This is a genomic window from Hugonella massiliensis, from assembly GCA_001486445.1.
Taxonomy (GTDB): domain Bacteria; phylum Actinomycetota; class Coriobacteriia; order Coriobacteriales; family Eggerthellaceae; genus Hugonella; species Hugonella massiliensis.
In genome coordinates this window covers 1,250,559-1,272,166 of the sequence record LN908986.1, presented here as the reverse complement: position 1 = coordinate 1,272,166, position 21,608 = coordinate 1,250,559, and the positions used below count along the sequence as shown (strand labels likewise).

Here is a 21,608-nt window from a genome sequence, read left to right as displayed (position 1 = left end):
TTATTTGCTGCTCACGTTGCCGTCTTTGTCACGGGTGATCTTCATGCCGGTCACGGGGATGTAGCCGGTTTGCTCGACCAGGCTGCCCTGAACGTCGTCGCCCATCATGTAGTCGATGAAGGCCTGGGTGGTCTCGTCGGGGTCGGCGGCGGTGTACATATGCTCGTAGGCCCAGATCTTCCAGTCGTTGGTTTCCACCTTGTCTTCCTTGGGCTCGACGCCGTCTACCGAAAGGGCCACCATGTCCTTGTCGAAATAGGAGAAGGCCAGGTAGGAAATGGTGCCCGGGGTCTCTTTGACCATCTTGGCCACGGTGCCCGAGGAATCCTGCTCCTGCGGCTTGAAGCTTTCGGGAACGTCGACGCCCTTCAGGACGGCGTCTTCGAAGGTGGCGCGGGTGCCGGAGCCCGAAGCGCGGTTGAGGACGACGATGGCCTGGTCGGCGCCGCCCACTTCCTTCCAGTTGGCGATCTTGCCGGTGAAGATGCCCTGGAGCTGTTCCATGCTCAGGTTGGTCACGCCGCAGTCCTTGTGGGCGACCGGGCCCATGCCCACGATGCAGACCTGGTTGTCCTTGATCTTGGCCAGGTCGTCGGCGCTGGAGAGCTTGGTTTCGGCGAAGACGTCGGAATCGCCGATCTGCACGGCGCCTTGGGAGATCTGCGTGATGCCCTGGCCGGAGCCGCCGCCCTGAACGGTGATCTGCACGCCGGGGTTCTGCTGCATGAACTGTTCGGCCGCAGCTTCGACAAGTGGTTGCAGGGCGGTGGAGCCCACGGCGGTGATGCTGCCCGAAAGCGCCTTCGAGCTGGCGCTCGAAGAGGTGGACGAGCTCGAGCCGGCGGAGCTGGACGAGCTGGAACCGCAGCCGGTCAGGCCCATGCTGAGCGCGGTGACGCCCGCGACGCCCATCAGACCCAAGAACGAACGGCGTGAGAACTGCGTGCCTTCGATGCGATATGACATACCTTAATCCTCTCGATCTACGTGGTGCCTCTTCAGGGCCCATCAGGTCGGCATCATAGGGACATCGTGGACGCGTGGGGAAAGACGGCGGGCAGATATTGCCCTGATTTTGAATTCGGGCGCCCATTTGCTTTCGGCCGACGAATTGCCTTTGCCCGTTCATGACCCATCCGTGACATTCCCCGCAAGCGAAAAGATTGGGCAAAATCCGCCGATCGTCGCTAGGGGGCCGAAGCGGCCCCTGACGGTGCACGGTTACCGAACCGATTTCGGCCATCGCGTGCGGGCGGGTGTACGCGTGATAGGATGAAGGAGTTCCATACGGAGGGTTCGAGTTGGCCCGTGCACGCAGGTCGGCACGGTGCCTGCAAGGGGGGTACTTTATGAAAAGATGCGTGCTCATCGGCGGAATCGGTTCGGGAAAATCAACCGTCTCGCGGATGCTGCAAGAGCATGGGGCCCAGTGCGTCGATCTCGACGACTGCGGTCATGAAGTGCTCCTGAAGCCCGAAGTCATCAGCATGCTGGCCGAAACCTTCGGGAGCGACATCCTCGACGCGAACGGGGAAATCGACCACAAGAAGCTCGCGGCCAAGGCGTTCGCCACCCCGAGCGCGACGGTCAAGCTCAACCAGATCACGCAGCCGCGCTTGCTCAAGGTGGCCGAAGACCGCCTCGAAAAGCTCGAGGAAGAGGGCTGCGCGATTTCCTTCGTCGAGATTTCGGCCTACGACGGCCCCGACGGCACCTTCGCCCCCCTCTTCCGCGGCGACGACGGCATCGTCTGCGTTACGGCGCCCACGCGCCTGCGCATCGAGCGTGCCGTAGCCAAGGGCTTTTCCGAAAAGGACGTGCGCAACCGCATCAAGCGTCAGGTGTCCGACGAGCAGCGCGCCCTCTGGAGCGACTACGTCATTTCCAACAAGGGGTCGCTCGACGATTTGCGCGCTCGCGTCGACGAAGTGTGGGAACAGATTTTGAAGCGCTAGCCAGCGTGGTATAACGGCTTGGGGTGCGGTCCCCACGGGTGCCGGAAGGCGGCGTCCGTGGGGACCGCTTCTGCGATGCGAACTCAAGGAGGCAGCGATGCCGCATCTTTCAAATATTGACGGGGCGGAAATGGAAGGCAAACTGCCCGAAGTGCGCCTTTCATCCCAGCCCTTCAAGGTGGTGGCCCCCTTCGAGCCCACGGGCGACCAGCCCCAGGCGATCGCGAGCTTGGCGCGCGGCATCGAAGACGGCCTGCGCTACCAGACGCTTCTGGGCGTGACCGGTTCGGGCAAGACCTTCACGATGGCCAAGACGATCGAGGCCACCCAGCGGCCCACGCTCATACTCGAGCCCAACAAGACCCTGGCGGCCCAGGTCGCGGCCGAGCTGCGCGAGTTCTTTCCCGACAATGCCGTGGTCTACTTCGTGTCCTACTACGATTACTATCAGCCCGAGGCTTACGTCCCGCAGACCGACACCTTCATCGAGAAGGACGCCTCGATCAACGAAGAGGTCGAGAAGCTGCGCCATGCCGCCACGAGCGCCCTGCTGTCGCGCCGCGACGTGATCGTGGTCGCTTCGGTGAGCTGCATCTACGGCATCGGCAGCCCCATGGATTATGCGGGCATGGCGGTCTTTCTCGACAAGAGCAAGCCTGCGGAGCGCGACGACGTGATCCGCGACCTCATTGACATCCAATACGACCGCAACGATTACGAGATGACGCGCGGTACCTTCCGGGTGCGCGGCGATGCGCTCGACGTCTTCCCGCCCTACGCCGACAACCCGGTGCGCGTGGAGTTCTTCGGCGACGAAATCGAGTCGATCACCGAAGTCGACAACGTCACCGGGCATGTGGTCAACGAGTACGAGGCCCTTCCCATCTGGCCCGCGTCGCACTACGTGACGGCGAAACCCAAGATGGACCATGCGATCAAGACGATTCGCGAGGAGCTGCGCGAGCGTCTGGCCCAGTTCAAAGAGGAGGGAAAGCTGCTCGAAGCCGAGCGCTTGGAGATGCGCGTGTCCTACGACCTGGAAATGATGGAGACCATGGGCTTCTGCAGTGGCATCGAAAACTACAGCCGCCATCTGGACGGTCGCGCGCCCGGCGAGCCTCCCTACACCCTGCTTGATTATTTCCCCAAAGACTTCGTTTGCATGATCGACGAAAGCCATGTGACGGTGCCCCAGGTCCGCGGCATGCACGAAGGCGACCGCAGCCGCAAGGTCACGCTCGCCGAGCACGGGTTCCGCCTCCCGAGCTGCCTGGATAATCGCCCCTTGCGTTTCGACGAGTTCGAGGAGCGCATTCCCCAGTTCGTCTACGTGAGCGCCACTCCGGGCGACTATGAGAAGCGCGTGAGCGAGAACCGCGTCGAGCAGATCATCCGCCCCACGGGACTGCTCGACCCAGAGATTATCGTGCGGCCCACCGCCAGCCAGATCGACGACATCATCGACGAGGCGCGGATCCGAGCCGAGCGCCACGAGCGCACGCTCATCACCACGCTCACGAAGAAGATGGCCGAAGACCTCACCGACCACCTGCTCGACGAGGGCATCCGGGCCAACTACATGCACTCCGACATCGCCACGCTCGACCGCGTCGACATCCTGCGCGACCTGCGCCTGGGCAAGTTCGACGTGCTCGTGGGCATCAACCTCTTGCGCGAGGGGCTCGACCTGCCGGAAGTGAGCCTGGTGGCGATTCTCGACGCTGACAAAGAAGGGTTCCTGCGCAACTATCGCTCGCTCATCCAGACGATCGGCCGCGCGGCCCGCAACGCCCATGGTCAGGTGATCATGTACGCCGACAAGCGCACCGATTCGATGGATCTGGCCATCACCGAAACCGAGCGACGCCGCAGTATCCAGATGGCCTACAACCAGGAGCACGGGATCGTGCCGAAGACGATTAAAAAGGACGTCAACGACATTCTCGACTACGTCCAGCAGGATGCGGGCAACCGCACGGCCGAAGAGGTCAACCGCGAGCTGGCCAACCTGTCGCGGTCGGAGGTGAACCGCGTGGTGGCGTCGATGGAAGAGGAGATGCGGCAGGCGTCGGCCGATATGGACTTCGAGCGCGCCGCCGCCCTGCGCGACCAGGTCGTCAAGCTGCGCGCCCAGGTGGAAGGCTCGACTGAGGAGAGCGCCTTGGCCGATCTGCGCAAGAGCGCCCGCAAGGGCAGCGACTTCGGCAGGCGCAAGCGGAAGTGAGCGCGCGCGTTTTCCGGCTGGGGTAACCGAACGGAAGGGCCTTCCCCTGGTAGGGCGAGGCAAAGAGACCGGCCGTGCTCGCAGGTGCGTGCGCGGCCGGTTCTGGGAAGGAAGGGAAGGAATACAGGAGAAAAGGGAACCTAGTAGGCTTTGAAGGAAGCCTTGGGGGTCAGGCAGATGGGGCAGGCCGTGAAGTTTTCGCCCTTGTGGATGTAGCCGCACACGGGGCAGAGATAGTATTTCTCATCGCTTGGGGTATCGATCATGGAGTAGGCGTTCAGATAGCGTTCGGCATGATAGGCTTCAGCCAGCTTGGCGCGCGTGAAGATCTGCACGGCTTCGGTGTTGCCTTCGGCTTGAGCGGCCTTGATGAAGGAAGGGTACATGTCCGACGTCTCGTAAATCTCGCCGTTGGCCGCTTCAATCAGGTTGATGCCGCTCGTGTAGGTGGGCACGTCGGGGACCGCCGGCTTCTGGTAGCTGGGATCCAGCTTGCTGGCCAGGGCGTATTCCAGCTCGATATGGATCTTCTCGGCGTCGGACGTGCAGGTGAACAGGCGCTTGAGCTCGGGGAAGCCCTCCTTTTCGGCGGCCTGGGCCCACGTAGCGTACTTGGTCGTGGCGGCCGTTTCGCCGGCGATGGCCGACTTCAGGTTTTCAAGCGTGGTGCCGACCGTCGTCTTGCTGTCGGGCGCGACGTCGAAGTTGTGTCCGGTGCTGGCATCGGGTGCGGTCTTCGGGTCGAGCACGTAGGAAGCGGTGTCCGTCGTTGCGCTGCTCGAGCTGCTCGTCTGAGAGCTCGCGCTTGATGATGCGGACGACTTCGGTGCGCAACCAACAAAGAGGCCGCCAGCGGAAAGGGCGGCGGTGCCGATGACGGCACCTTTCATAAAGTCGCGGCGTGACAGTTCGGACATGACTCCTCCTCATGTGTATGCGGCGTGCGATGCTGCAGAGTTCGCACGCCGTCTGCGTTACGATAGCTCTCTCACTGTCGATATTGATAATCTATATTAATAAGAAGAGGGATACCATACTGGTGACGACAGAATTTTCCTGTCATAATAAGAGCCTTTACCATTAGTTAAGATACTCAGGATGCGCCTGCCCCCCAAGGTGTGGACGGGGATACGTCATCCAGTCGGTGATGGAGCGCATCCCGGCCATACGCTCGCCCGAAGGAGCGACCGCCCGTGCGATACGGCTCTGAGAGCGTGGGCTTTCGCTTAAGGAGGGGTCCGAGAGCGCGCAGCCTATTCCTTGTACATGAGGGCAATCGTGTAGTAGCCGCGCTCGTAGGGGCGGTAGAAGAGCTGGGTGTCGATCAGGGAGATGCCGTCCTTGGCTTTTAGGTCGTCGACGTCGCGCGGGGGAACCGCATCGGTCGACTGGCCGAGCACCCAGAAATAGCCGTGGTAGTCGTTGAGGACTTCTTCCCAGCTGTGCACGATACGCAGCGTGGGTTCGTAGCAGGAATAGGCCAAATCCCAGTTACCCTTCTGCCATTCCATGTAGTACTGGGGAATGTCGGGCAGCTCGACCGCGGTGACGCCCTCGATGCCGATGTCGCTCGAGATCACGAGGTCGTCGGCGCCGATGTTGGCCTGCATGTACTGGAAGAGCTCGCGGTTCTGGTTGGAGTAGTCGTCGCGCAGGATGAGGGATTGGCCCACGAGCGCCATGCTGATGAGCACCGCGCAGGCGGAAGCGGTGAGGGCGTTCGAGTCGACGCGGCGCAGAATGATGACGAGGCCGAAGAGGAAGGGCCCGATGCCGATGAACACGTAGCGGAAGTACACCATGAAGGAATGCATGAGCGCCGAGGCCGCGCCCGACAGGGCGAACAGGCCCACGTAGACCGCGATGCCCAGGAAGGCAGGCAGGACCGCTGGCGACGCGAGCCAGTCGCCGAAACGGGCCAAGGGGTTGCGGGTTCGGGGCTGCGCCGAGCGGTGCCGGTGGGCGCGCACGGCCCTGACGACCTGGTAGACAAGGGCGATGAGCAGGATGCTTGCGCACACGATGAGCACCCAGACGGCGATGCGGGCGACGATGCCGTAGTCGCCCTTCCAGGCGAAGTCGATCTGCATCGTGATGAAGGGGTAGCGCGCGAGCGAGATGAGGGTGCCGGGGAATTCGAAGTTGAGCCAGTAGGTGTTCGACACGACGCCGAGCTGGGAGACGAAGGACACGAGCCAGGGCGTGTAGAGGGCAACTTGGGCAACGGCCTGGATAACGAAGGCCCTAAGGTCGGCTGCGCGCTCGCGGCGCTTGACCAAGAGGCAGACGAGCACCTCGAGGTTGACGAGGAAGACCGACATGACGGCGAAGTAGTGCAGGTAGGCCGCTGCAAGCGAGCAGACGGCGAAGAGGACCCAGGTCGAGCGGGGGGTCCGGCGCGCCCCGTCGGGCGTCGGTTTGCAGCGGATGATGCGCAGGCCGTAGACGAAGGTGAGCATGACCAGGCAGGAGGCCCAGGCGTACATGCGCACTTCGATGGCAATGAAGGACACGTAAGGCGTGAACAGGGCGAAGATGGTGAAGAGCAGGCCGGCCCGCCAGCTGAAATCGCGGCGCAGGTGGGTGAAGCCGATGGCGGCCATGGCCACCGAACCCAGCGCGGTGAAGACGCGGTAGGCGGTGATGTCGCCGCCCAAAAGGTGGATGACGTGCAGGGCCCAGTAGTAGAGGGGCGGGTGCACGTCGCCCGACGTGATGTGCCAGATTTCCGGGAAGGAGTAGTTGGCGATTGCGACCGAGTAGCTCTCGTCGAACCAGATGTTGTCGTGGAAGGCGCCCGAAAGCAGGTAGGCGGCGCCGACCGCCAGCACGAGGAGGTGGAACCAGCGGGAGGAGAGCAGGGGGTGTCGATTGGAAGCCATAGGCGTATGGTACCCGCTCGCGCCGCCGCCACATCTCTTCGACGGAACATCCACGAAATAGCGACCTTCGTAGGCGCACGGGAAGGGCGCGGCGTGGGCGCGCGAATGTCGCGGCTTGCGCTCAGGCCGCGGACCGTGCGGGGGCAGGGCTCCTGCGAAAGCTTGCGGGCTCCCATAGCCGTCCGTGCCCCGGGCGCCCGCGGGCGAGGTCGCGGGAACCTCACAATTCCTAATCATTTACTGGGAATTACTGCCAGCAGACGTCGAAGCTGTGCCATACTCTCATCAAAAGCTCTGAAAGGACGACGCATGAAGATTTCCACGAAAGGCCGCTACGCCCTGCGCATGGTCATCGATATCGCCGAACATGCCGGCGAGGGGCCGGTGGCGCTGCGTGAATCCGCCCAACGCACGGGCATTTCCGTCAAGTATATGGAACAGCTCGCCGGCCAGCTCACCCGCTACGGGGTGCTGCGCAGCACGCGCGGGGCCCATGGGGGCTACAGCCTCTCGCGTCCGGCGACCGAGGTCACGGCCGGCGATATCCTGCGGGCGAGCGAAGGTAGCATGGCGACCGTCGCCTGCCTGGAAGAAGGCGCGGGCATCTGCCCCATGCGCGGCGAATGCGAGACGGTCGACTTTTGGACCGGGCTCGACCGAACCATCGAAAGCTACGTCGACAGCGTTTCGGTCGACGATATGGTGCGCAAGCAGGTGCGCGTTCCCCAAGCGGGCTAGCGAGCGGGGCGGTCGGTTTCGGCCGCTCCGTTTTCGTGTGCGCAAGCGCGATCGTCCGGGGTCGCGCCGGCGTCAGGCGCGGCATAGGGCGAAAGGGCCGCCGCGCTCGGCTCGTCGACGTCTGGTTCCTCGTATTCGCCTTGGCGCACGACGTCGTCGGGGTCGGGGACGGTCATGTCCACGCTCGCGGCGAGCGCCGTCAGGCGGGTGGGCGTGCGCTTGAAGACGGGGTTCACGTAGCGGTCGCGGTCGTGCGTGCGCGTTCCGTAATCGATGGCGAACACCGGGCAGCGCTGCAGGCAGGCCAGGCACAGGGTGCACTGGTCTCCGTCCCAGCGCGGCGCGCCGTTCTCGATCGTCACCGTATGCGTGGGGCAGAGGCGGGCGCAGGTCCCGCAGCCCACGCAGACGGACCGATCGACGGTGAAGGGCTCGATGTCGATCGCATGCGAGCCCAAGGCCGAAAGCGCCCCTACGGCTGCGCTCCAGGCACCCTTCTTCTCCATGCTTCCCATGCGCTTGGCGTTGACTGAAAAGGCAACCGCGCGGGCCTGCCGGTGGGCGGCGTGGTTGCGCATGCGGCGCTCCTCGGGCGACCCGGGCGAGTGCTTGATAATGCAGTTGTCGACGTCTTCGATCGAATACGAGGCATCCAGGCGGATGTTCAAGGCGGCCTTGAGCTCCTTGGCGAACGCCTTGGCCGCCGTGCCCACCGACTCCCCGCAGGTGATTGCGCAGAAACAGTAGCCGGGCACGAAGGGGTTGCCGTTGGGTGTGATGAAGGCGAGCCAGTCGATGAAGGCGCTTACGATGCGGGGGACGGCGCGGTCGTAGACGGGGAAGACGAAGCCCAGGGTCTCGCCCTGCTCGACGCGGAAGCCGAAACGGCCCATGCGATAGGACTCGCCGATGTCGACGAGCTCGTCATGGGTGATTTCGGCCATGGTATGGGCGGCGGCGAACGAGTTTCCCGTTCCCGTGAAGTAGAAGATCATCGGTGGTTCCTTTGCGCAGGACGCAGGGCGGCGGGCCGTGCGCGGGTAGGCGTGCTGGCTAGAGGGCGTCGGTGTCGAGCCAGATCGTGAAGGGGCCCTCGTTGGTGAGGGAGACGCTCATGTCGGCGCCGAATTCCCCTACAGCAACGTTCTCGACCTCCCTTTGGGCCAGGGCCACGAAGGAGCGGTAGAGGTCGCGGGCGCGTGCGGGGTCGCCTGCCGCCGTGAAGCTCGGCCGGTTGCCGTGCCTGCAGTCGGCGTAGAGGGTGAATTGCGACACGATGAGGACGCCCCCGCCCACGTCGGAAAGAGAGCGGTTGGTTTTCCCGTTCTCGTCGGGAAAGATGCGCAGCTTCGAGATCTTGCGCCAGAGCTTTTCGGCCTCGGCCTTGCCGTCGGAAGTGCCCACGCCCAGGAAGATAACGAGTCCCCGGTCGATCGACCGGGCCGGAGCGCCGTCGATGAGGCCCTCGAAGGTTCCTTCGGTATCGTCGTTTACCTTGACCGATGCGTACGTCGCGCACTGCAGCAAAGCCCTCATGGGTGCCTCCCTCAAATCGCGTGTGGGCACAGCATACCGCAGGCGGCGATAGCTTTTCGCTAGGTTTGCGCGCGAAGTGCACTAAGCTTTTCCCTGGCTCGTGAAATGGTACACTTGTTCGCGTTACCACCCTGAGGCAAAAAGGAGCGCCCATGATCGACGAACTGCATGTCCAGAATGTTGCGCTCATACGCGACGCCACGCTCGCACCCGCCCGCGGGCTTACGGTGATCACGGGCGAAACGGGCGCCGGTAAGACGGCCCTGCTCGGGTCGCTCAAACTGCTCGGCGGCGATCGCGCCGACGCCGCCATGGTGCGCGAGGGCGAAGAGGGCTTGCGGGTCGAAGGCCGCCTCTTTCCCCTTCACGGCGGCGGGGAAGCGGAGCAGGCGGAGGGCTGCGTGGCCGAGCGCACGGTGAGCGCCGACGGCCGCAGCCGCGTGCGCATCGATGGGTCGATCGCCAGCGTCAAGCAACTCGCCCAGACGGTGGGCGCCACGATCGACCTCTGCGGTCAGCACGAACACCAGCGCCTTATGAAATCGGCCCACCATCGGGCCGTGCTCGACGAATGGGCGCAAGGGGACGTGGGCGCCGCCCAAGACGCCTATCGGGACGCCTTCAAGAGGGCGCAGGAGGCCGCGCGCGCGGTTGAAGCGGTGCGCGAGGCGGGGCGCCTCGACGCCCAGTCGGTGGAAGCGGCCCGGTTCGTCCTCGCCCGCATCGACGAGGTGCACCCGCTCGAAGGCGAGTACGACGAGCTTTCCCAACAGGTGGTCAAGGTCGAAAATGCGGCCGACCTGTCCCGCGCTGTCGAGGGCGCCCGCGAGGCGCTTTCCGGCGACGGGGGCGCGATCGAGACGATCGGGAGCGCAGCGGCCCTGCTCGAGGGGGTGGCGTCGGTCGACGCCGATCTGGGCGCGCTCGCCCAGAGCCTGCGCGAAGCGGGCTATATCGTCGAAGACGTGGCGCGCGACGTGCGCGCATGGGGCGATGCGGTCGACTTCGACGAGGCCGACCTCGAAGCCATGCAGAACCGCATGGGCGAGCTTCAGCTGCTCATGCGCAAATGGGGCCCCACGATGAAGGAAGTGCGGGAAGCCTACGACCCCCGGCTTCTCCGAAGCGGTAACGGCCCAGATGGCCCGGCTCGAGCTCGGCCACGCGCGGCTCGTCTGCGCGGTCGAAGAGCTTCCGCGCGCCAAGTGGACGGCGCACGGCCCCGACGACGTCGAGTTTCTCTTCCAGCCCGCCTCGGGGATGACGGCGCGCCCGCTTGCGAAAATAGCCTCGGGCGGCGAAGTGAGCCGCGTCATGCTCGCAATCAAGGTGGTGCTCGGCGAGGCCGACGCGGTCGACACGCTCGTGTTCGACGAAGTCGACGCCGGGGTAGGCGGTGCCGTGGCGCGCGCGCTCGCCGATGTCCTCGTCGATTTGGCGCGCACGCACCAGGTCATCGTCGTCACCCACCTGGCACAGGTCGCCGTGGCGGGCTCGGTGCACTACCTGGTGCGCAAGGAAGGAGACGATGCACCCGAAACGCAGCTCGTGCGCCTGTCGAGCGAAGAACGCGTGCGCGAAATCGCCCGGATGCTTTCGGGCGACGAAAGCCAGGCGTCCCTGTCGCATGCCCGGCAGATGCTCGAGGCGCGCAGGGACTAGCGTGCCCCTTGCAACCGCTTCGCCCGTGGGTCGGGCGGCCTAGATCAGGCGGTCGCGCACGTAGGCCACCACGTCGTCGTGGACGTTGGCCACCTTGCCGTCGATGACCGCGGCGAGGGCGGCGCGAAGGATGCGGCCCACCGAGGGGCCGGCGGTCACGCCCAGGGCCATGATGTCGGTGCCGTTCAAGGCGAGCTGGTTCAAGGTGAAGGCCTCGTCCTTGGCGACGATTTCGTCCAGACAGGCGTCGATATCGTTGGCCAGGCGGATGCCGCTCTGGTAACGGGGGGCATGGGCGGCCGAATCGGCCCGCTTCACGTCGCACAGGGCGCGCACCAGATCGATGCGGCCGTCGAACATGCGCAGCATGTGCTTGACGTATTTGGGCTGCGCGGGCACGGGCGTGTCGTGGTAGCGCACCAAGAGGCGCACGTCGTGGATGAAGCGGGGGCTCTTCTTGAGGCGCTTGAGCGCGCCCGCGGCGATGTCGACGCCCGCTTCGGCGTGCCCGTAGAAATGGCCGATCCCGTTGTCGTCGGTGAAGAAGGTGCTCGGCTTGCCCACGTCGTGCAGAAGGGCGGTCCAGCGCAGCAGGGGGGTGGCGGGAATGAGCTGGCAGGCCCAGGCGGAATGCTCGAGCACATCGTAGATGTGGTATTTGGTGAGCTGGTCGAGGCCGCGCATGGGCCCGAGTTCGGGGACGACCGCTTCAAGAACGCCGGGATAGCCCATGATCGCATCATGGATGTGGTCGCCCAAGAGCATGGCGTCGAGCTCGTGCGCCACCCGTTCGGCGGATACCTTGCGCAGGAGGTTGCGCGCGTCGAGCATGCCCGCTTCGGTGGCCGGCTCGATCGCGAAGCCCAGCTGGCTGGCGAAGCGGACGCCGCGCAGGATGCGCAGGGCGTCTTCGCGAAAGCGCAGGGAGGGGTCGCCCACGGCGCGGATCGTCCCCGCTTCGATGTCGTTGCGCCCCCCGAAGGGGTCGAGCAGGCCCCGGTCGGGATGGAAGGCGATCGCGTTCATCGTGAAATCTCGGCGGGCCAGGTCCTCGCGGACGTCGGCGACGAAGCGAACCGCGTCGGGGTGGCGCGCGTCGGTGTAGGCACCGTCGGTGCGGAAGGTGGTCACTTCGAAGGTGGTGCCGTCGGCTTCCACGGTGAGCGTTCCGTGCGCAACGCCCGTCTCGAAGGTCCTCATGCCCGCCGCTTCGCAGACCCGCTGGGTGTCTTGCCAGCGGGCGGCGCAGGCCAGGTCTATGTCGTTGACGGGACGGCCCAAGAGCGCGTCGCGCACGCAGCCGCCTACCATCCACGTTTCGAAGCCGGCGTCCTCGAGGGCGTCGATGACCCGTCGGGCCGACGCGGGGACGGCGGGGGTATGCGTGGGGTTTGGAATCTGTTCGGGCACGGGGACCTCGCGCGCTGCGGCAGGGCCGCCTCGACGCTCCGCGGGCAGCGCGCGTGCGCGCGGAGTAACTGTCCTTCGATTGTGGGCATGCGGCAACGGTTTTGCAAGCGCTCGGGGTGCGGTGCGCTAGAATCGGTGGAAAAAGCGAGCGCCGGCGGCGCGAAAGGAGAGTGCAAGGTGACGGAAACCGAAGAGCGCAAATCGTTTGCGCTGCTCATCGACTCGGACAACGTGTCGGCAAAGTACATTCAGGGCATCATGAACGAGCTCACGAGCCGGCATGGCCAGGTGACCTACCGTCGCATCTACGGCGACTGGACGAGCCCCCAGATGGCAAAGTGGAAAGACGTGCTCGCCGAGTTCTCCCTGACGCCCATGCAGCAGTTCCCCAACACCAAGGGAAAGAACGCCACCGACAGCTTTCTGATCATCGACGCCATGGACATCCTCTACGAGGGCAAGGTGCAGGGCTTCTGCATCGTGTCGAGCGACAGCGACTTCACGCGTTTGGCGAGCCGCCTGCGCGATGCGGGCATGGTGGTCGTGGGGATGGGCGAGAAGAAGACCCCGCGGTCTTTCCGCAACGCCTGCACGGTCTTTACCGGCCTTGAACTGCTCCTGGCCGACGAAGACGAGGCGCCCTCCGAAGACGTTCGCGACGACGCTGCGGGCGACGGGGCGACCACGGTGACCAAGCGCGAGATCCTCGGCGCGATTGTCGACATGGTCAACGAAGAGGGCAATGCCCAAGGCCAGGTCGCGCTCGGGGCGGTGGGCAACCGGCTGCCCAACATTTACCCCGATTTCGACGTGCGCGCCTTCGGCTACAGCCAGCTGTCGCGCTTTTTGGAAAGCTTCGACAACCTCAAGCTCGAAAAGCGCGACACGGCGGTGCTCGTGAGCCTGCGGGGCAACGACGATTTGCGCGACGAGGTCAACGCCTTCATCCGCCAGGAAGTGCGCGCCCACGGCACCGAGGGCGTAGCGCTCGGCAAACTGGGGCAGGCCATCGGCGAATCATTCCCGACGTTCAGCATGAAGGACTATGGGTTCGCCAAGCTATCAAAGTACGTCAAGCACGACGTCGATGGGGTCATCGTCACGTCGAAGGGCGGATCGGTGCGCGTCACGCCCGATTACGACTAGGGGAGCGCCGTCGGTCCGCGGGCGATTTTCGCCGAATCGAAAAAAGGTGTTGACAGAGCGGTATACCCTGCGTAATATTATCACTCGCGTTACGGAGCGTTCCTCGTTGTGTAACACATGCCATTGGGGTATCGTATAATGGTAGTACAGCGGTTTCTGGTACCGTATGTGTGGGTTCGACTCCTGCTACCCCAGCCATTTGGCCCGTTCGTCTAGCGGTTCAGGACGCCGCCCTCTCAAGGCGGAGATCACCAGTTCGAATCTGGTACGGGCTACCACACATGTCAAGGCCGTCGGTTTCACCGGCGGCCTTTTTCGTGCGTATCGCAGGTGCGAGCCGTGCGCATGCCTGTTCCTGCATACTCCCGCCAATCCATCCGAAATTCCCCCATCCCGCCGAAAAGTCGTGGACAGGGAGTCGCGGGGCATCGTATGGTGAGGGCGCCCCCACGCAACCGGTTCTCAGGAATGAGGACCTATGAATAACTTCATCATGCACTCCGTGTGTGACGGCGCGCGCCCGCGCGCCCTTGCGGCGAAGCACTTCTTCTATCGGAATGCGCTGTTGTCGGCGATGATGCGCAACAGGGGCTCCGTGCGCTACCTCGTTGCGCCTTCCCTTTGCGGCAAGACCGCTCTTGCGGCAACCTATGCCGAGGTCGTCTTCCAGTACGCCCATACCCTCTGGTTCAACGGAAAGAGCGCCTGCTTCCAGCGCGACCTGGTGTCGGGCCTCCTCGTCGAAGAGGGGCTGGCCCACGTCGATGGGGGCCTGGTGGTGATCGAAGACGTGCCGGAGCTCGACGAAGCGACTGCGCGCTTGTTGTGGGAGGCCTGCGGCAGCTTTCTTTCCCATGGCGCCGAAGTGATCGTGACCACCACGCCCGGCGCCGACCCGCTTGCCCCCTTTGCGGAGCGCTGTCTCGTACTCAGGGCGCACGACCTCGTCTATGGTCGTGCGGATATGCAGGCCCTGCGCGAATGCGAGCCCTCCTTCGTCCCTCCTCTCGACCATGCCAAGCCCGCGGATTGGGTTCCGGGCCTTGCCCTGCATGGCGTGCGCTCCTACGACGAGTTCTTGGCCGAGCTCCTTTTCGACCAGGACCCCGTTCGGCGTCGCGCGACCTGCGCTTTGCTCGTCCTCGAGGAAACGACGGTCGATGCGGTCCATGAGCTTTGCGGCATCGCTCGAGAAGATCTGACCGGAGATTTCTTCCCCTTTGTCGAGGTGCATCCCGTCGATGGCACGATCACCGCGCGCGGCATCCCCTTCGAGGCCGTCCTGCGGTCGTGCGTGCCCTATGTGTCCCCCGAGGGCGTGAGCACGGGGTTCGTGGTGGGGCTTGCCGACGCGCTCGTCGCGTCGGGCGCCTTCGACCGCGCCGCCCGGCTGCTCGTCGCCCTTGCCTCCTCTGACGCGCGGACGTCATGGCTTGAAGCGCACGAGGCCGACCTGCTTTCGGCCCCGGCGCTTTTGGCGGGCGAATCCCTCTACCGCAGCCTGCAGCCCGAGCGCCATGCGCAGGCGACCGACGTGCGGGCGGCGTCGCTCGTGCGCCGTTCCCTTCTGGGCGACCGGCACGCCGTCGAATCCCTTGCGCGTTTGGCGCACAAGGGGGAAGCGCCCCTTTGCGTAAGACTTGCCGCGGCAAGTTGGGCCTATCTGCTCGGCTCGCATGTCGACCGCGCCCAGCCCGAGGCCGGCACGACCGAGGGCATCGCCGCCGTCGGGCGTTGGGTGCCCGCCGAGCGATTGGCGCCCGAGGCGCGCGTGCTGCTCGCTTTCTGGGCCCATGCCCATGACCTCCCGACGGCTTTCTCGCGCGTGGCGGCCCTCGAGGGGGCGGAGAGGGCCGCCACGACCTTCTCCCTCGCCTGTGCCTGTGCCGCGCGGGCCGCTCTTGCGCAGGGCGTCCCCGTGCCCGCGGATTTCGAGCGCCGGGCCCTCGCGGCGCTCGAGGCGGGGTCGGGCATCACGATGGAGCAGCACCTTCTGCGGGCTGCCCTCGCCGCGCTCGGCCCGGCGGGCCTGTCTTCCCACCCGGCCCTGCTCCCCAAACCGCTCGAAGACGACCGTCTCGAAAGGGCTCTCAAGGACCAGAGCGTCTCCTATACGCGTATGCTCGTCGGGCAGGGGCCGCGGGCCAAGGCGACAGGACAGGCGCCGTCCCAGGAGCCGCGCGGTTCCTTCCCCGTGCTCTCGGTGCAGCTGTTCGGCCGTCTGTCGATTGCCTTCGACGGGGTAGAGGCAGACCTCTCGGCCCTTTCGCGCCGCAAGGACCGCACCCTTCTCGCCCTTCTCGTGGTCAACGCAGGTAAAGAGGTCAGCTGCCGGGCGGTCGCCGAAAAGCTCTGGCCGCGCAGCGTGCCCTCCAAGGCGCTGCACAACTTCTACAACTCGCTTTCCCATGTGCGCACGGCGCTCACTCTGCCGTCGGGGGCCGAGCCCTACGTGGCGCGCTCCCAGGGGGTGGTGTGCCTGCGCAGCGATCTGCTGAAGAGCGACTACCACGAGCTGAGCGAGCTGTGTCGGGTGGCATCGTCGAAGGTGATCGAGCCGGAGGCCCGCGCCCGCTCCTTCGAGCGCATCGAGGAGATTTGCCGGGGCACCTTCATGCCCGCCAGCGGGACCGATGCCTTCACCGAGGCGGTGCGCGCATCGGTGCGGCGGCAGGTGGTGGCGTCGGTGGCGAGCGCGATGCGCGCCCTTTCCTCCGAAGGCGCCTATGGCGAGGTCCTTCCCATGGCCCGCGCCGTCATCGAATGGGACGCCAACTGCGAGATCGCCTACGCCGAGCTCATGCGGGCGCAGGCGGCCTGCGGCCTGCGAATGAACGTCGTCGAAACCTGGCAGGCCTATCTGGCGCAAGTCGATGCTGCCGGGCTCGACGCCTCGCCCTCCATCCGCTCGCTCTACGACAGCATCGTCGACGGGTCCTGCGACGTGGCCGTGCTTGCGTAACGCGAGCGTGACGCCTCGGGCGCGGCGGTGTGTATTTCCGCTGCAGGACAGGGGGCTATGCTAGAGTACGAATGACTGTTCAGGGGCGTGGACGGGCCGGTGCCGGCGCACGCCCCACCAAGAAGAAAGTTAGGCGGCAATGGGTTTCTTTTCGAAGATCCTCACGGCGGGCGAGGGCAAGCAGGTAAAAAAGTACCGTGCCGTCGTCGACCGTATCAACGATATCGAACCGCAGATGAAGGAACGCTCGGACGCGGAGCTGCGGGCTCTGACCGGCGCATACCGTACCCGTATAGACAATGGCGAAAAGCTCGACAAGCTCCTCCCCGAAGCCTTCGCCACCGTGCGCGAGGCTTCGCGCCGCTCCATCGGGCTGCGCCACTTCGACGTCCAGCTGATCGGCGGCATGACCCTGCATGACGGTCAGATCGCCGAAATGAAGACCGGCGAAGGCAAGACCCTCGTGTCCACCCTTGCCGGCTACCTCAACGCCCTCGGCGGAGACAACGTCCACATCGTGACCGTCAACGACTACCTGGCCAAGCGCGACAGCGAGTGGATGGCCAACGTCTACCGGTTCTTGGGCATGAACGTGGGCCTGATTCAAAATGGCATGCGCCTCGAGGACAAGGTGCCCGCCTACCGGGCCGACGTCACCTACGGCACCAATTCCGAATTCGGCTTCGACTACCTGCGCGACAACATGGTCACGCGCGCCGACCGTCGCGTGCAGCGCGGCCACCATTTCGCCGTGGTCGACGAGGTCGACTCGATCCTCATCGACGAGGCCCGCACCCCGCTCATCATCTCGGGCCCGGGTTCGCGCGCGGCGGATACCTACAAGAGCTTCGCCCGCGCCTGCCGGGGGCTCGTGCGCGACGTCGACTTTGAGATGGACGAGGCCAAGCGCACGATCATGGCGACCGAATCGGGCCTGGTGAAGATCGAGAACCGTCTGGGCGTCGAAGACCTCTTCAACGACCCCACCGGCCAGATGCCCAACCATCTCCAGCAGGCTTTGAAGGCCGAGTACCTCTTCCACCGCGACAAGGATTACGTGGTCGCCAACGGGGAAGTGAAGATCGTCGACGAGTTCACCGGCCGCATCATGGAAGGCCGTCGCTGGTCGGAAGGCCTGCACCAGGCCATCGAGGCCAAGGAAGGCGTGCTCGTCAAAGAGGAGAACCAGACGCTCGCCACGATCACCCTGCAGAACTACTTCCGTCTCTACGACAAGCTCTCGGGCATGACGGGTACCGCCATGACCGAGGATGCCGAGTTCCGCGAGATCTACAAGCTGCCCGTCGTGGCCATCCCGCCCAACAAGCCGGTCATCCGCAAGGACGAAGACGACCTGGTCTACCGCACGATCGACGCCAAGTTCAACGCCGTGGCAGACGAAGTGGCCGCCCGCCACGCCGCAGGCCAGCCGTGCCTGATCGGCACGGTGTCGATCGAGAGCTCCGAACGCCTCTCCCGCCTGCTCGACAAACGGGGCATCGAACACGAGACCCTGAACGCCAAGAACCACGAGCGCGAGGCCCATATCGTCGCCCAGGCAGGCCGCTTGGGCGCCGTCACCATCGCGACCAACATGGCCGGCCGCGGTACCGACATCCTGCTCGGCGGCAACCCCGAGGTCCTCGCCGAAGACGTCCTGCGCGACGAGGGCTTCGACCCCGACCTGCCCGCCGGTGCCGAGGTTCCCGAAGGCGGTCTGCCTGCGCCCTCCGACAACGATCGTGCCGCCGCGCTTGCCAAAACGCGCGCGATTACGAGCGACGAGCACGACAAGGTCGTCGCTGCCGGCGGCCTGTGCGTCATCGGCACCGAGCGCCACGAAAGCCGCCGCATCGACAACCAGCTGCGCGGTCGTTCCGGCCGTCAGGGCGACCCGGGCGCCACCCAGTTCTACCTGAGCCTGGAAGACGACCTCATGCGCCTGTTCGCGGGCGACCGCATGGACAAGGTGAGCGCCGCCATGGAGCGCACCAACCTGCCCGACGACATGCCCATTCAGGCCTCGATCGTCACCAAGGCCATCGAGGGCGCCCAACGGCAGGTCGAGCAGATGAACTTCGCCGCCCGAAAGAACGTCTTGGAATACGACGACGTCATGAACCTGCAGCGCGCCGCCATCTACGGCGAGCGCAACGCCCTCCTCGACGGCAAGGACATGAGCGAGCGCGTACCCGAAATCGCCCACGATTGCGTCGAGGCCGTCGTTGAGGAGAACTGCCCCGAGCGCGTGCCGAGCGACGACTGGGATATGGCTGCCGTCGACCGGTGGATCGCCCAGATGGACGGCCGCACCGACTTCAAGATCGAGGACATCGACCACGAAGACGACCCCGAGGTGGTCATCGAGGAAACGACCGATCGGCTCCTTTCGGTGTATGAAGAGAAGCGCGCCCTTTTGGGCGACGACCTCATGCGCAACCTCGAAGCCCAGGTTATGCTCCGCATCATCGACACCCGCTGGATGGAGCACCTTTCCAACATGGACTACCTGCGCACGGGCATCGGCCTGCGCGCCTTCGGCCAGCGCGACCCGCTCGTGGAATACAAGACCGAAGCGCACCGGGCCTTCGGCGAGATGACCGCCGGCATGTACGAGTCCTTCCTGCAGACGATGCTTCGCCTGCAGATCGCCAAGAAGGCCGAGCCCGCCATGCCCGAAGAGCGCGATCCCACCGAGCACCGTATGAACTACAGCTCGCCCGAAAAGACCCTCGACGATTCGTCGCTGTCCACGGCCGAACGCATGCAGAGCGCCGCCCGTCAGGCCCAAGGAGCCCCCGTCGCCCAGCCGGCCCCTGCGCCCGCGCAGCCCAAAAAGCCCGCGACGTACGTCAAGGACAAGAACGACCCCTATGCAAACGTCGGGCGCAACGATCCTTGTCCTTGCGGCAGCGGCAAAAAATTCAAGAAGTGCCACGGCCGCAACCGCTTCTGACGTGCTTCCTCGCTTTTCGGCCCATGGCCGATTCAAGTTACGGGAAGATTAATCCCCTGCCCTGCGCAGGGGAGCACAGGCGGAGATCGAATGGTAGACGAAAAGACAATACACGACCAGGAAACGCGCCTCGACCAGGCGCATGCCTTCCTTCACATCGAAGAGAAGCAGACCGAGCTCAAAAAGCTCGACGACGAGAGCGCGGCGGCCGATTTTTGGAACGACCCTGACCATGCCCAGCAGGTCTCGAAGAGGGCGAGCGACCTGCGCGATTTGCTCGCGGCCTACAAGCGGGCGCGGTCCCTGGCCGACGATTGCCGCGCCGCCCTCGAGCTGGCGCAAGAGGACCCCGAGTTCGCCGCCGATGCCGAAGCGGCGTCGCGCGCGCTCGACGATCTGCTCGAGCGTTTCGAGATCGAATCCTGGTTCACCGGCAAGTTCGACGAAGGCACGGCGATCGTGACGATCAATCCCGGTGCGGGCGGGCTCGAAGCCCAAGACTGGGTCGATATGCTCTACCGCATGTACGTGCGCTACTGCGAGTCGAAGGGGTGGAAGATCGAGCTTCTCGACGTCGTCCCCGGCACCGAAATCGGGCTCGAGCGCGCGAGCTTCCGCGTCGACGGCCGGTTCGCCTACGGTATGCTGCGCAGCGAGATCGGCGTGCACCGCTTGGTGCGCATCTCGCCCACCGACGAGAAGAAGCGCCGCCATACCACCTTCGCGAGCGTCGAGGTCATGCCTCTTCTGCCGACCGACATCGAAGTCAACCTCGACCCCAACGACGTGCGCGTCGACGTGTACCGTTCGAGCGGTCCCGGCGGCCAGTGCGTCAACACGACCGACTCGGCGGTTCGCCTCACGCATATCCCCACCGGCATCGTCGTCACCTGCCAGGACCAGAAGTCTCAGATTCAGAACAGGGAAGTGGCCTTCCAGGTCCTGCGCTCGCGCCTCTACGATCTCGAGGAGCGCAAGCGCCAGGAGGAGATCGCCGCCCTGCGCGGCGAGAAGCTCGAGAACTCCTTCGGCAGCCAGATACGCAACTACGTCCTCTATCCCTATCAGCTCGTCAAGGACCTGCGCAGCGGGGTGGAGACGAGCAACGTCGACGCGGTGCTCGACGGCGACATCGACGAATTCGTCATCGGCTACCACCGTTGGCGTGCGGAAGCGTCCCAGCAGTAGCCTCCTTTCGGTTTTTTCGTCTATTCCCCTCCCCGGTGTGGCGCATGGCGGCAAGCGTGCCACAATAGGGTCGATTCCGTGCCCGCAGAGCGGGCTCGTCCACCCAGGGAAGGTTCTTGTATGAACTCAGATGCATTGCGGCATGCCGCGAACGAGATGAGAATCGACATCGTGAAGATGATCGCCGAGGCCGGCAGCGGCCATCCGGGCGGGTCTCTCTCGTGCGCCGACATCCTGACGGCGCTCTATTTCGGCGGCGTGCTCAACCACGATCCGGCCCGACCCGACGATCCGGCCCGCGACCGGTTCATCCTCTGCAAGGGGCATGCGGCGCCGGCCCTCTACGCCGCGCTCGCCCAGGCCGGCTATTTCCCGCGTGAAGAGCTCGCGACCCTGCGCAAGCTCGGCAGCAAGCTGCAGGGCCATCCCGATATGCATCTCGTCCCCGGCGTCGAGGCCTCGACCGGTTCGCTGGGCCAGGGCCTCTCCATTGCGAGCGGCATCGCCTGCGGCCTGCGTATCGACGGCAATCCGTCGCACGTGTTCGCCCTGCTGGGCGACGGCGAATGCGAAGAGGGCCAGGTGTGGGAAGCGGCCATGTTCGCCGCCCATGAAAAGCTCGGCAACCTCGTGGCGATCGTCGACGCCAACGGTCTGCAGATCGACGGCCCGGTGACCGACGTCGTCCAGACCGGCACGCTCGCCAGCAAGTTCGAGGCCTTTGGCTGGGACGTCAGCCACGTCGACGGCCACGACATCGACGCGCTGGTCGACCTCCTGTCGCGCTTGAAGGGGCAGGGCGGCGACGTCCCCCATGCGGTGATCGCCCGCACCGTGAAGGGCAAGGGCGTCTCCTTCATGGAAAACCAGGTGGGTTGGCACGGCAAGGCGCCTAACGGCGACCAGCTCAAGGAAGCACTTTCCGAACTCGAGAAGCAGGGGGCATAGC

The 21,608-nt window shown here is 65.0% G+C and carries 15 protein-coding genes, 2 tRNA genes and 1 pseudogene; 12 read left to right on the top strand and 6 right to left on the bottom strand.

Annotation, left to right across the window (positions count from 1 at the left end; translation table 11 throughout):
* Nucleotides 1-966, bottom strand: a complete 966-nt coding sequence (locus BN3270_RS08250; protein ID WP_082673439.1) for a phosphate ABC transporter substrate-binding protein — start codon at nt 964-966, stop codon at nt 1-3.
* Nucleotides 967-1,349: 383 nt separating this feature from the next.
* On the opposite strand from BN3270_RS08250, the gene coaE reads away from it, so the two are divergent.
* Entirely contained in the window at nt 1,350-1,955 is a 606-nt protein-coding gene (gene coaE, locus BN3270_RS08245) for a dephospho-CoA kinase (RefSeq protein ID WP_058986620.1), read from the top strand.
* Between the two features lie 97 nt (nt 1,956-2,052).
* Entirely contained in the window at nt 2,053-4,179 is a 2,127-nt protein-coding gene (uvrB, locus tag BN3270_RS08240; protein ID WP_058986619.1) for an excinuclease ABC subunit UvrB, read from the top strand.
* Between the two features lie 140 nt (nt 4,180-4,319).
* Here uvrB and ngr read toward each other — a convergent pair whose 3' ends face one another.
* On the bottom strand, nt 4,320-5,096 hold the full coding sequence (gene ngr, locus BN3270_RS08235; RefSeq protein WP_082673438.1) for a nigerythrin: 777 nt from the start codon (nt 5,094-5,096) through the stop codon (nt 4,320-4,322).
* A gap of 336 nt (nt 5,097-5,432) precedes the next feature.
* Entirely contained in the window at nt 5,433-7,061 is a 1,629-nt protein-coding gene (locus BN3270_RS08230; RefSeq protein ID WP_058986618.1) for a glycosyltransferase family 39 protein, read from the bottom strand.
* Nucleotides 7,062-7,370: 309 nt separating this feature from the next.
* On the opposite strand from BN3270_RS08230, the gene BN3270_RS08225 reads away from it, so the two are divergent.
* Nucleotides 7,371-7,799 carry an RrF2 family transcriptional regulator gene (locus tag BN3270_RS08225; protein WP_058986617.1) on the top strand — a complete coding sequence of 143 codons (429 nt, stop codon included), beginning with the start codon at nt 7,371-7,373 and terminating at the stop codon, nt 7,797-7,799.
* On the opposite strand, the gene BN3270_RS08220 is transcribed toward BN3270_RS08225, so the two are convergent.
* Together BN3270_RS08220 and dtd are read right to left on the bottom strand one after the other, a co-directional pair.
* On the bottom strand, nt 7,796-8,794 hold the full coding sequence (locus BN3270_RS08220; RefSeq protein WP_058986616.1) for an EFR1 family ferrodoxin: 999 nt from the start codon (nt 8,792-8,794) through the stop codon (nt 7,796-7,798). The two genes, BN3270_RS08225 and BN3270_RS08220, sit on opposite strands and share 4 nt — an antisense overlap.
* Nucleotides 8,795-8,852: 58 nt before the next feature.
* The gene (gene dtd / locus BN3270_RS08215) at nt 8,853-9,335 is read right to left on the bottom strand and encodes a D-aminoacyl-tRNA deacylase (protein WP_058986615.1); all 483 of its coding nucleotides are present in this window, start codon (nt 9,333-9,335) and stop codon (nt 8,853-8,855) included.
* Between the two features lie 152 nt (nt 9,336-9,487).
* Here dtd and BN3270_RS09730 point away from each other — a divergent pair.
* Together BN3270_RS09730 and BN3270_RS09725 are read left to right on the top strand one after the other, a co-directional pair.
* Nucleotides 9,488-9,562 (top strand): annotated as a pseudogene (locus BN3270_RS09730) (hypothetical protein); the annotation flags it as partial.
* A 1,087-nt stretch (nt 9,563-10,649) separates the two neighbouring features.
* Entirely contained in the window at nt 10,650-10,997 is a 348-nt protein-coding gene (locus BN3270_RS09725) for a DNA repair protein RecN (protein ID WP_334258428.1), read from the top strand.
* 39 nt (nt 10,998-11,036) lie between these two features.
* Here the strand turns inward: BN3270_RS09725 and BN3270_RS08205 are convergent, their stop codons facing one another.
* Nucleotides 11,037-12,407, bottom strand: coding sequence for a CCA tRNA nucleotidyltransferase (locus BN3270_RS08205; protein ID WP_058986614.1), 1,371 nt, complete (start codon nt 12,405-12,407; stop codon nt 11,037-11,039).
* A gap of 177 nt (nt 12,408-12,584) precedes the next feature.
* Between BN3270_RS08205 and BN3270_RS08200 the strand changes: the two genes are divergently transcribed.
* The 7 genes from BN3270_RS08200 (at nt 12,585) to BN3270_RS08170 (ending at nt 21,607) form a co-directional block, all read left to right on the top strand.
* The gene (locus BN3270_RS08200) at nt 12,585-13,553 is read left to right on the top strand and encodes an NYN domain-containing protein (RefSeq protein ID WP_058986613.1); all 969 of its coding nucleotides are present in this window, start codon (nt 12,585-12,587) and stop codon (nt 13,551-13,553) included.
* 124 nt (nt 13,554-13,677) lie between these two features.
* Nucleotides 13,678-13,751, top strand: a tRNA-Gln gene (locus BN3270_RS08195).
* 3 nt (nt 13,752-13,754) lie between these two features.
* Nucleotides 13,755-13,831: transfer RNA gene (locus BN3270_RS08190), tRNA-Glu, on the top strand.
* A gap of 200 nt (nt 13,832-14,031) precedes the next feature.
* The gene (locus BN3270_RS08185; protein WP_058986612.1) at nt 14,032-16,515 is read left to right on the top strand and encodes an AfsR/SARP family transcriptional regulator; all 2,484 of its coding nucleotides are present in this window, start codon (nt 14,032-14,034) and stop codon (nt 16,513-16,515) included.
* A 139-nt stretch (nt 16,516-16,654) separates the two neighbouring features.
* Entirely contained in the window at nt 16,655-19,471 is a 2,817-nt protein-coding gene (gene secA, locus BN3270_RS08180; RefSeq protein ID WP_058986611.1) for a preprotein translocase subunit SecA, read from the top strand.
* 90 nt (nt 19,472-19,561) lie between these two features.
* On the top strand, nt 19,562-20,659 hold the full coding sequence (gene prfB / locus BN3270_RS08175; RefSeq protein WP_058986610.1) for a peptide chain release factor 2: 1,098 nt from the start codon (nt 19,562-19,564) through the stop codon (nt 20,657-20,659).
* Between the two features lie 120 nt (nt 20,660-20,779).
* On the top strand, nt 20,780-21,607 hold the full coding sequence (locus BN3270_RS08170) for a transketolase (protein WP_058986609.1): 828 nt from the start codon (nt 20,780-20,782) through the stop codon (nt 21,605-21,607).
* The last annotated feature ends 1 nt before the right edge of the window (nt 21,608 follow it).

Bases quoted from the DNA above. Each gene is read 5' to 3' on its own strand.
- secA (WP_058986611.1), top strand. From the start codon at position 16,655: ATGGGTTTCTTTTCGAAGATCCTCACGGCGGGCGAGGGCAAGCAGGTA.
- BN3270_RS08230 (WP_058986618.1), bottom strand. From the start codon at position 7,061: ATGGCTTCCAATCGACACCCCCTGCTCTCCTCCCGCTGGTTCCACCTC.
- BN3270_RS08185 (WP_058986612.1), top strand. From the start codon at position 14,032: ATGAATAACTTCATCATGCACTCCGTGTGTGACGGCGCGCGCCCGCGC.
- BN3270_RS08225 (WP_058986617.1), top strand. From the start codon at position 7,371: ATGAAGATTTCCACGAAAGGCCGCTACGCCCTGCGCATGGTCATCGAT.
- ngr (WP_082673438.1), bottom strand. From the start codon at position 5,096: ATGTCCGAACTGTCACGCCGCGACTTTATGAAAGGTGCCGTCATCGGC.
- BN3270_RS08220 (WP_058986616.1), bottom strand. From the start codon at position 8,794: ATGATCTTCTACTTCACGGGAACGGGAAACTCGTTCGCCGCCGCCCAT.
- BN3270_RS08250 (WP_082673439.1), bottom strand. From the start codon at position 966: ATGTCATATCGCATCGAAGGCACGCAGTTCTCACGCCGTTCGTTCTTG.
- coaE (WP_058986620.1), top strand. From the start codon at position 1,350: ATGAAAAGATGCGTGCTCATCGGCGGAATCGGTTCGGGAAAATCAACC.
- BN3270_RS09725 (WP_334258428.1), top strand. From the start codon at position 10,650: ATGCTCGCAATCAAGGTGGTGCTCGGCGAGGCCGACGCGGTCGACACG.
- BN3270_RS08170 (WP_058986609.1), top strand. From the start codon at position 20,780: ATGAACTCAGATGCATTGCGGCATGCCGCGAACGAGATGAGAATCGAC.
- uvrB (WP_058986619.1), top strand. From the start codon at position 2,053: ATGCCGCATCTTTCAAATATTGACGGGGCGGAAATGGAAGGCAAACTG.
- dtd (WP_058986615.1), bottom strand. From the start codon at position 9,335: ATGAGGGCTTTGCTGCAGTGCGCGACGTACGCATCGGTCAAGGTAAAC.
- prfB (WP_058986610.1), top strand. From the start codon at position 19,562: ATGGTAGACGAAAAGACAATACACGACCAGGAAACGCGCCTCGACCAG.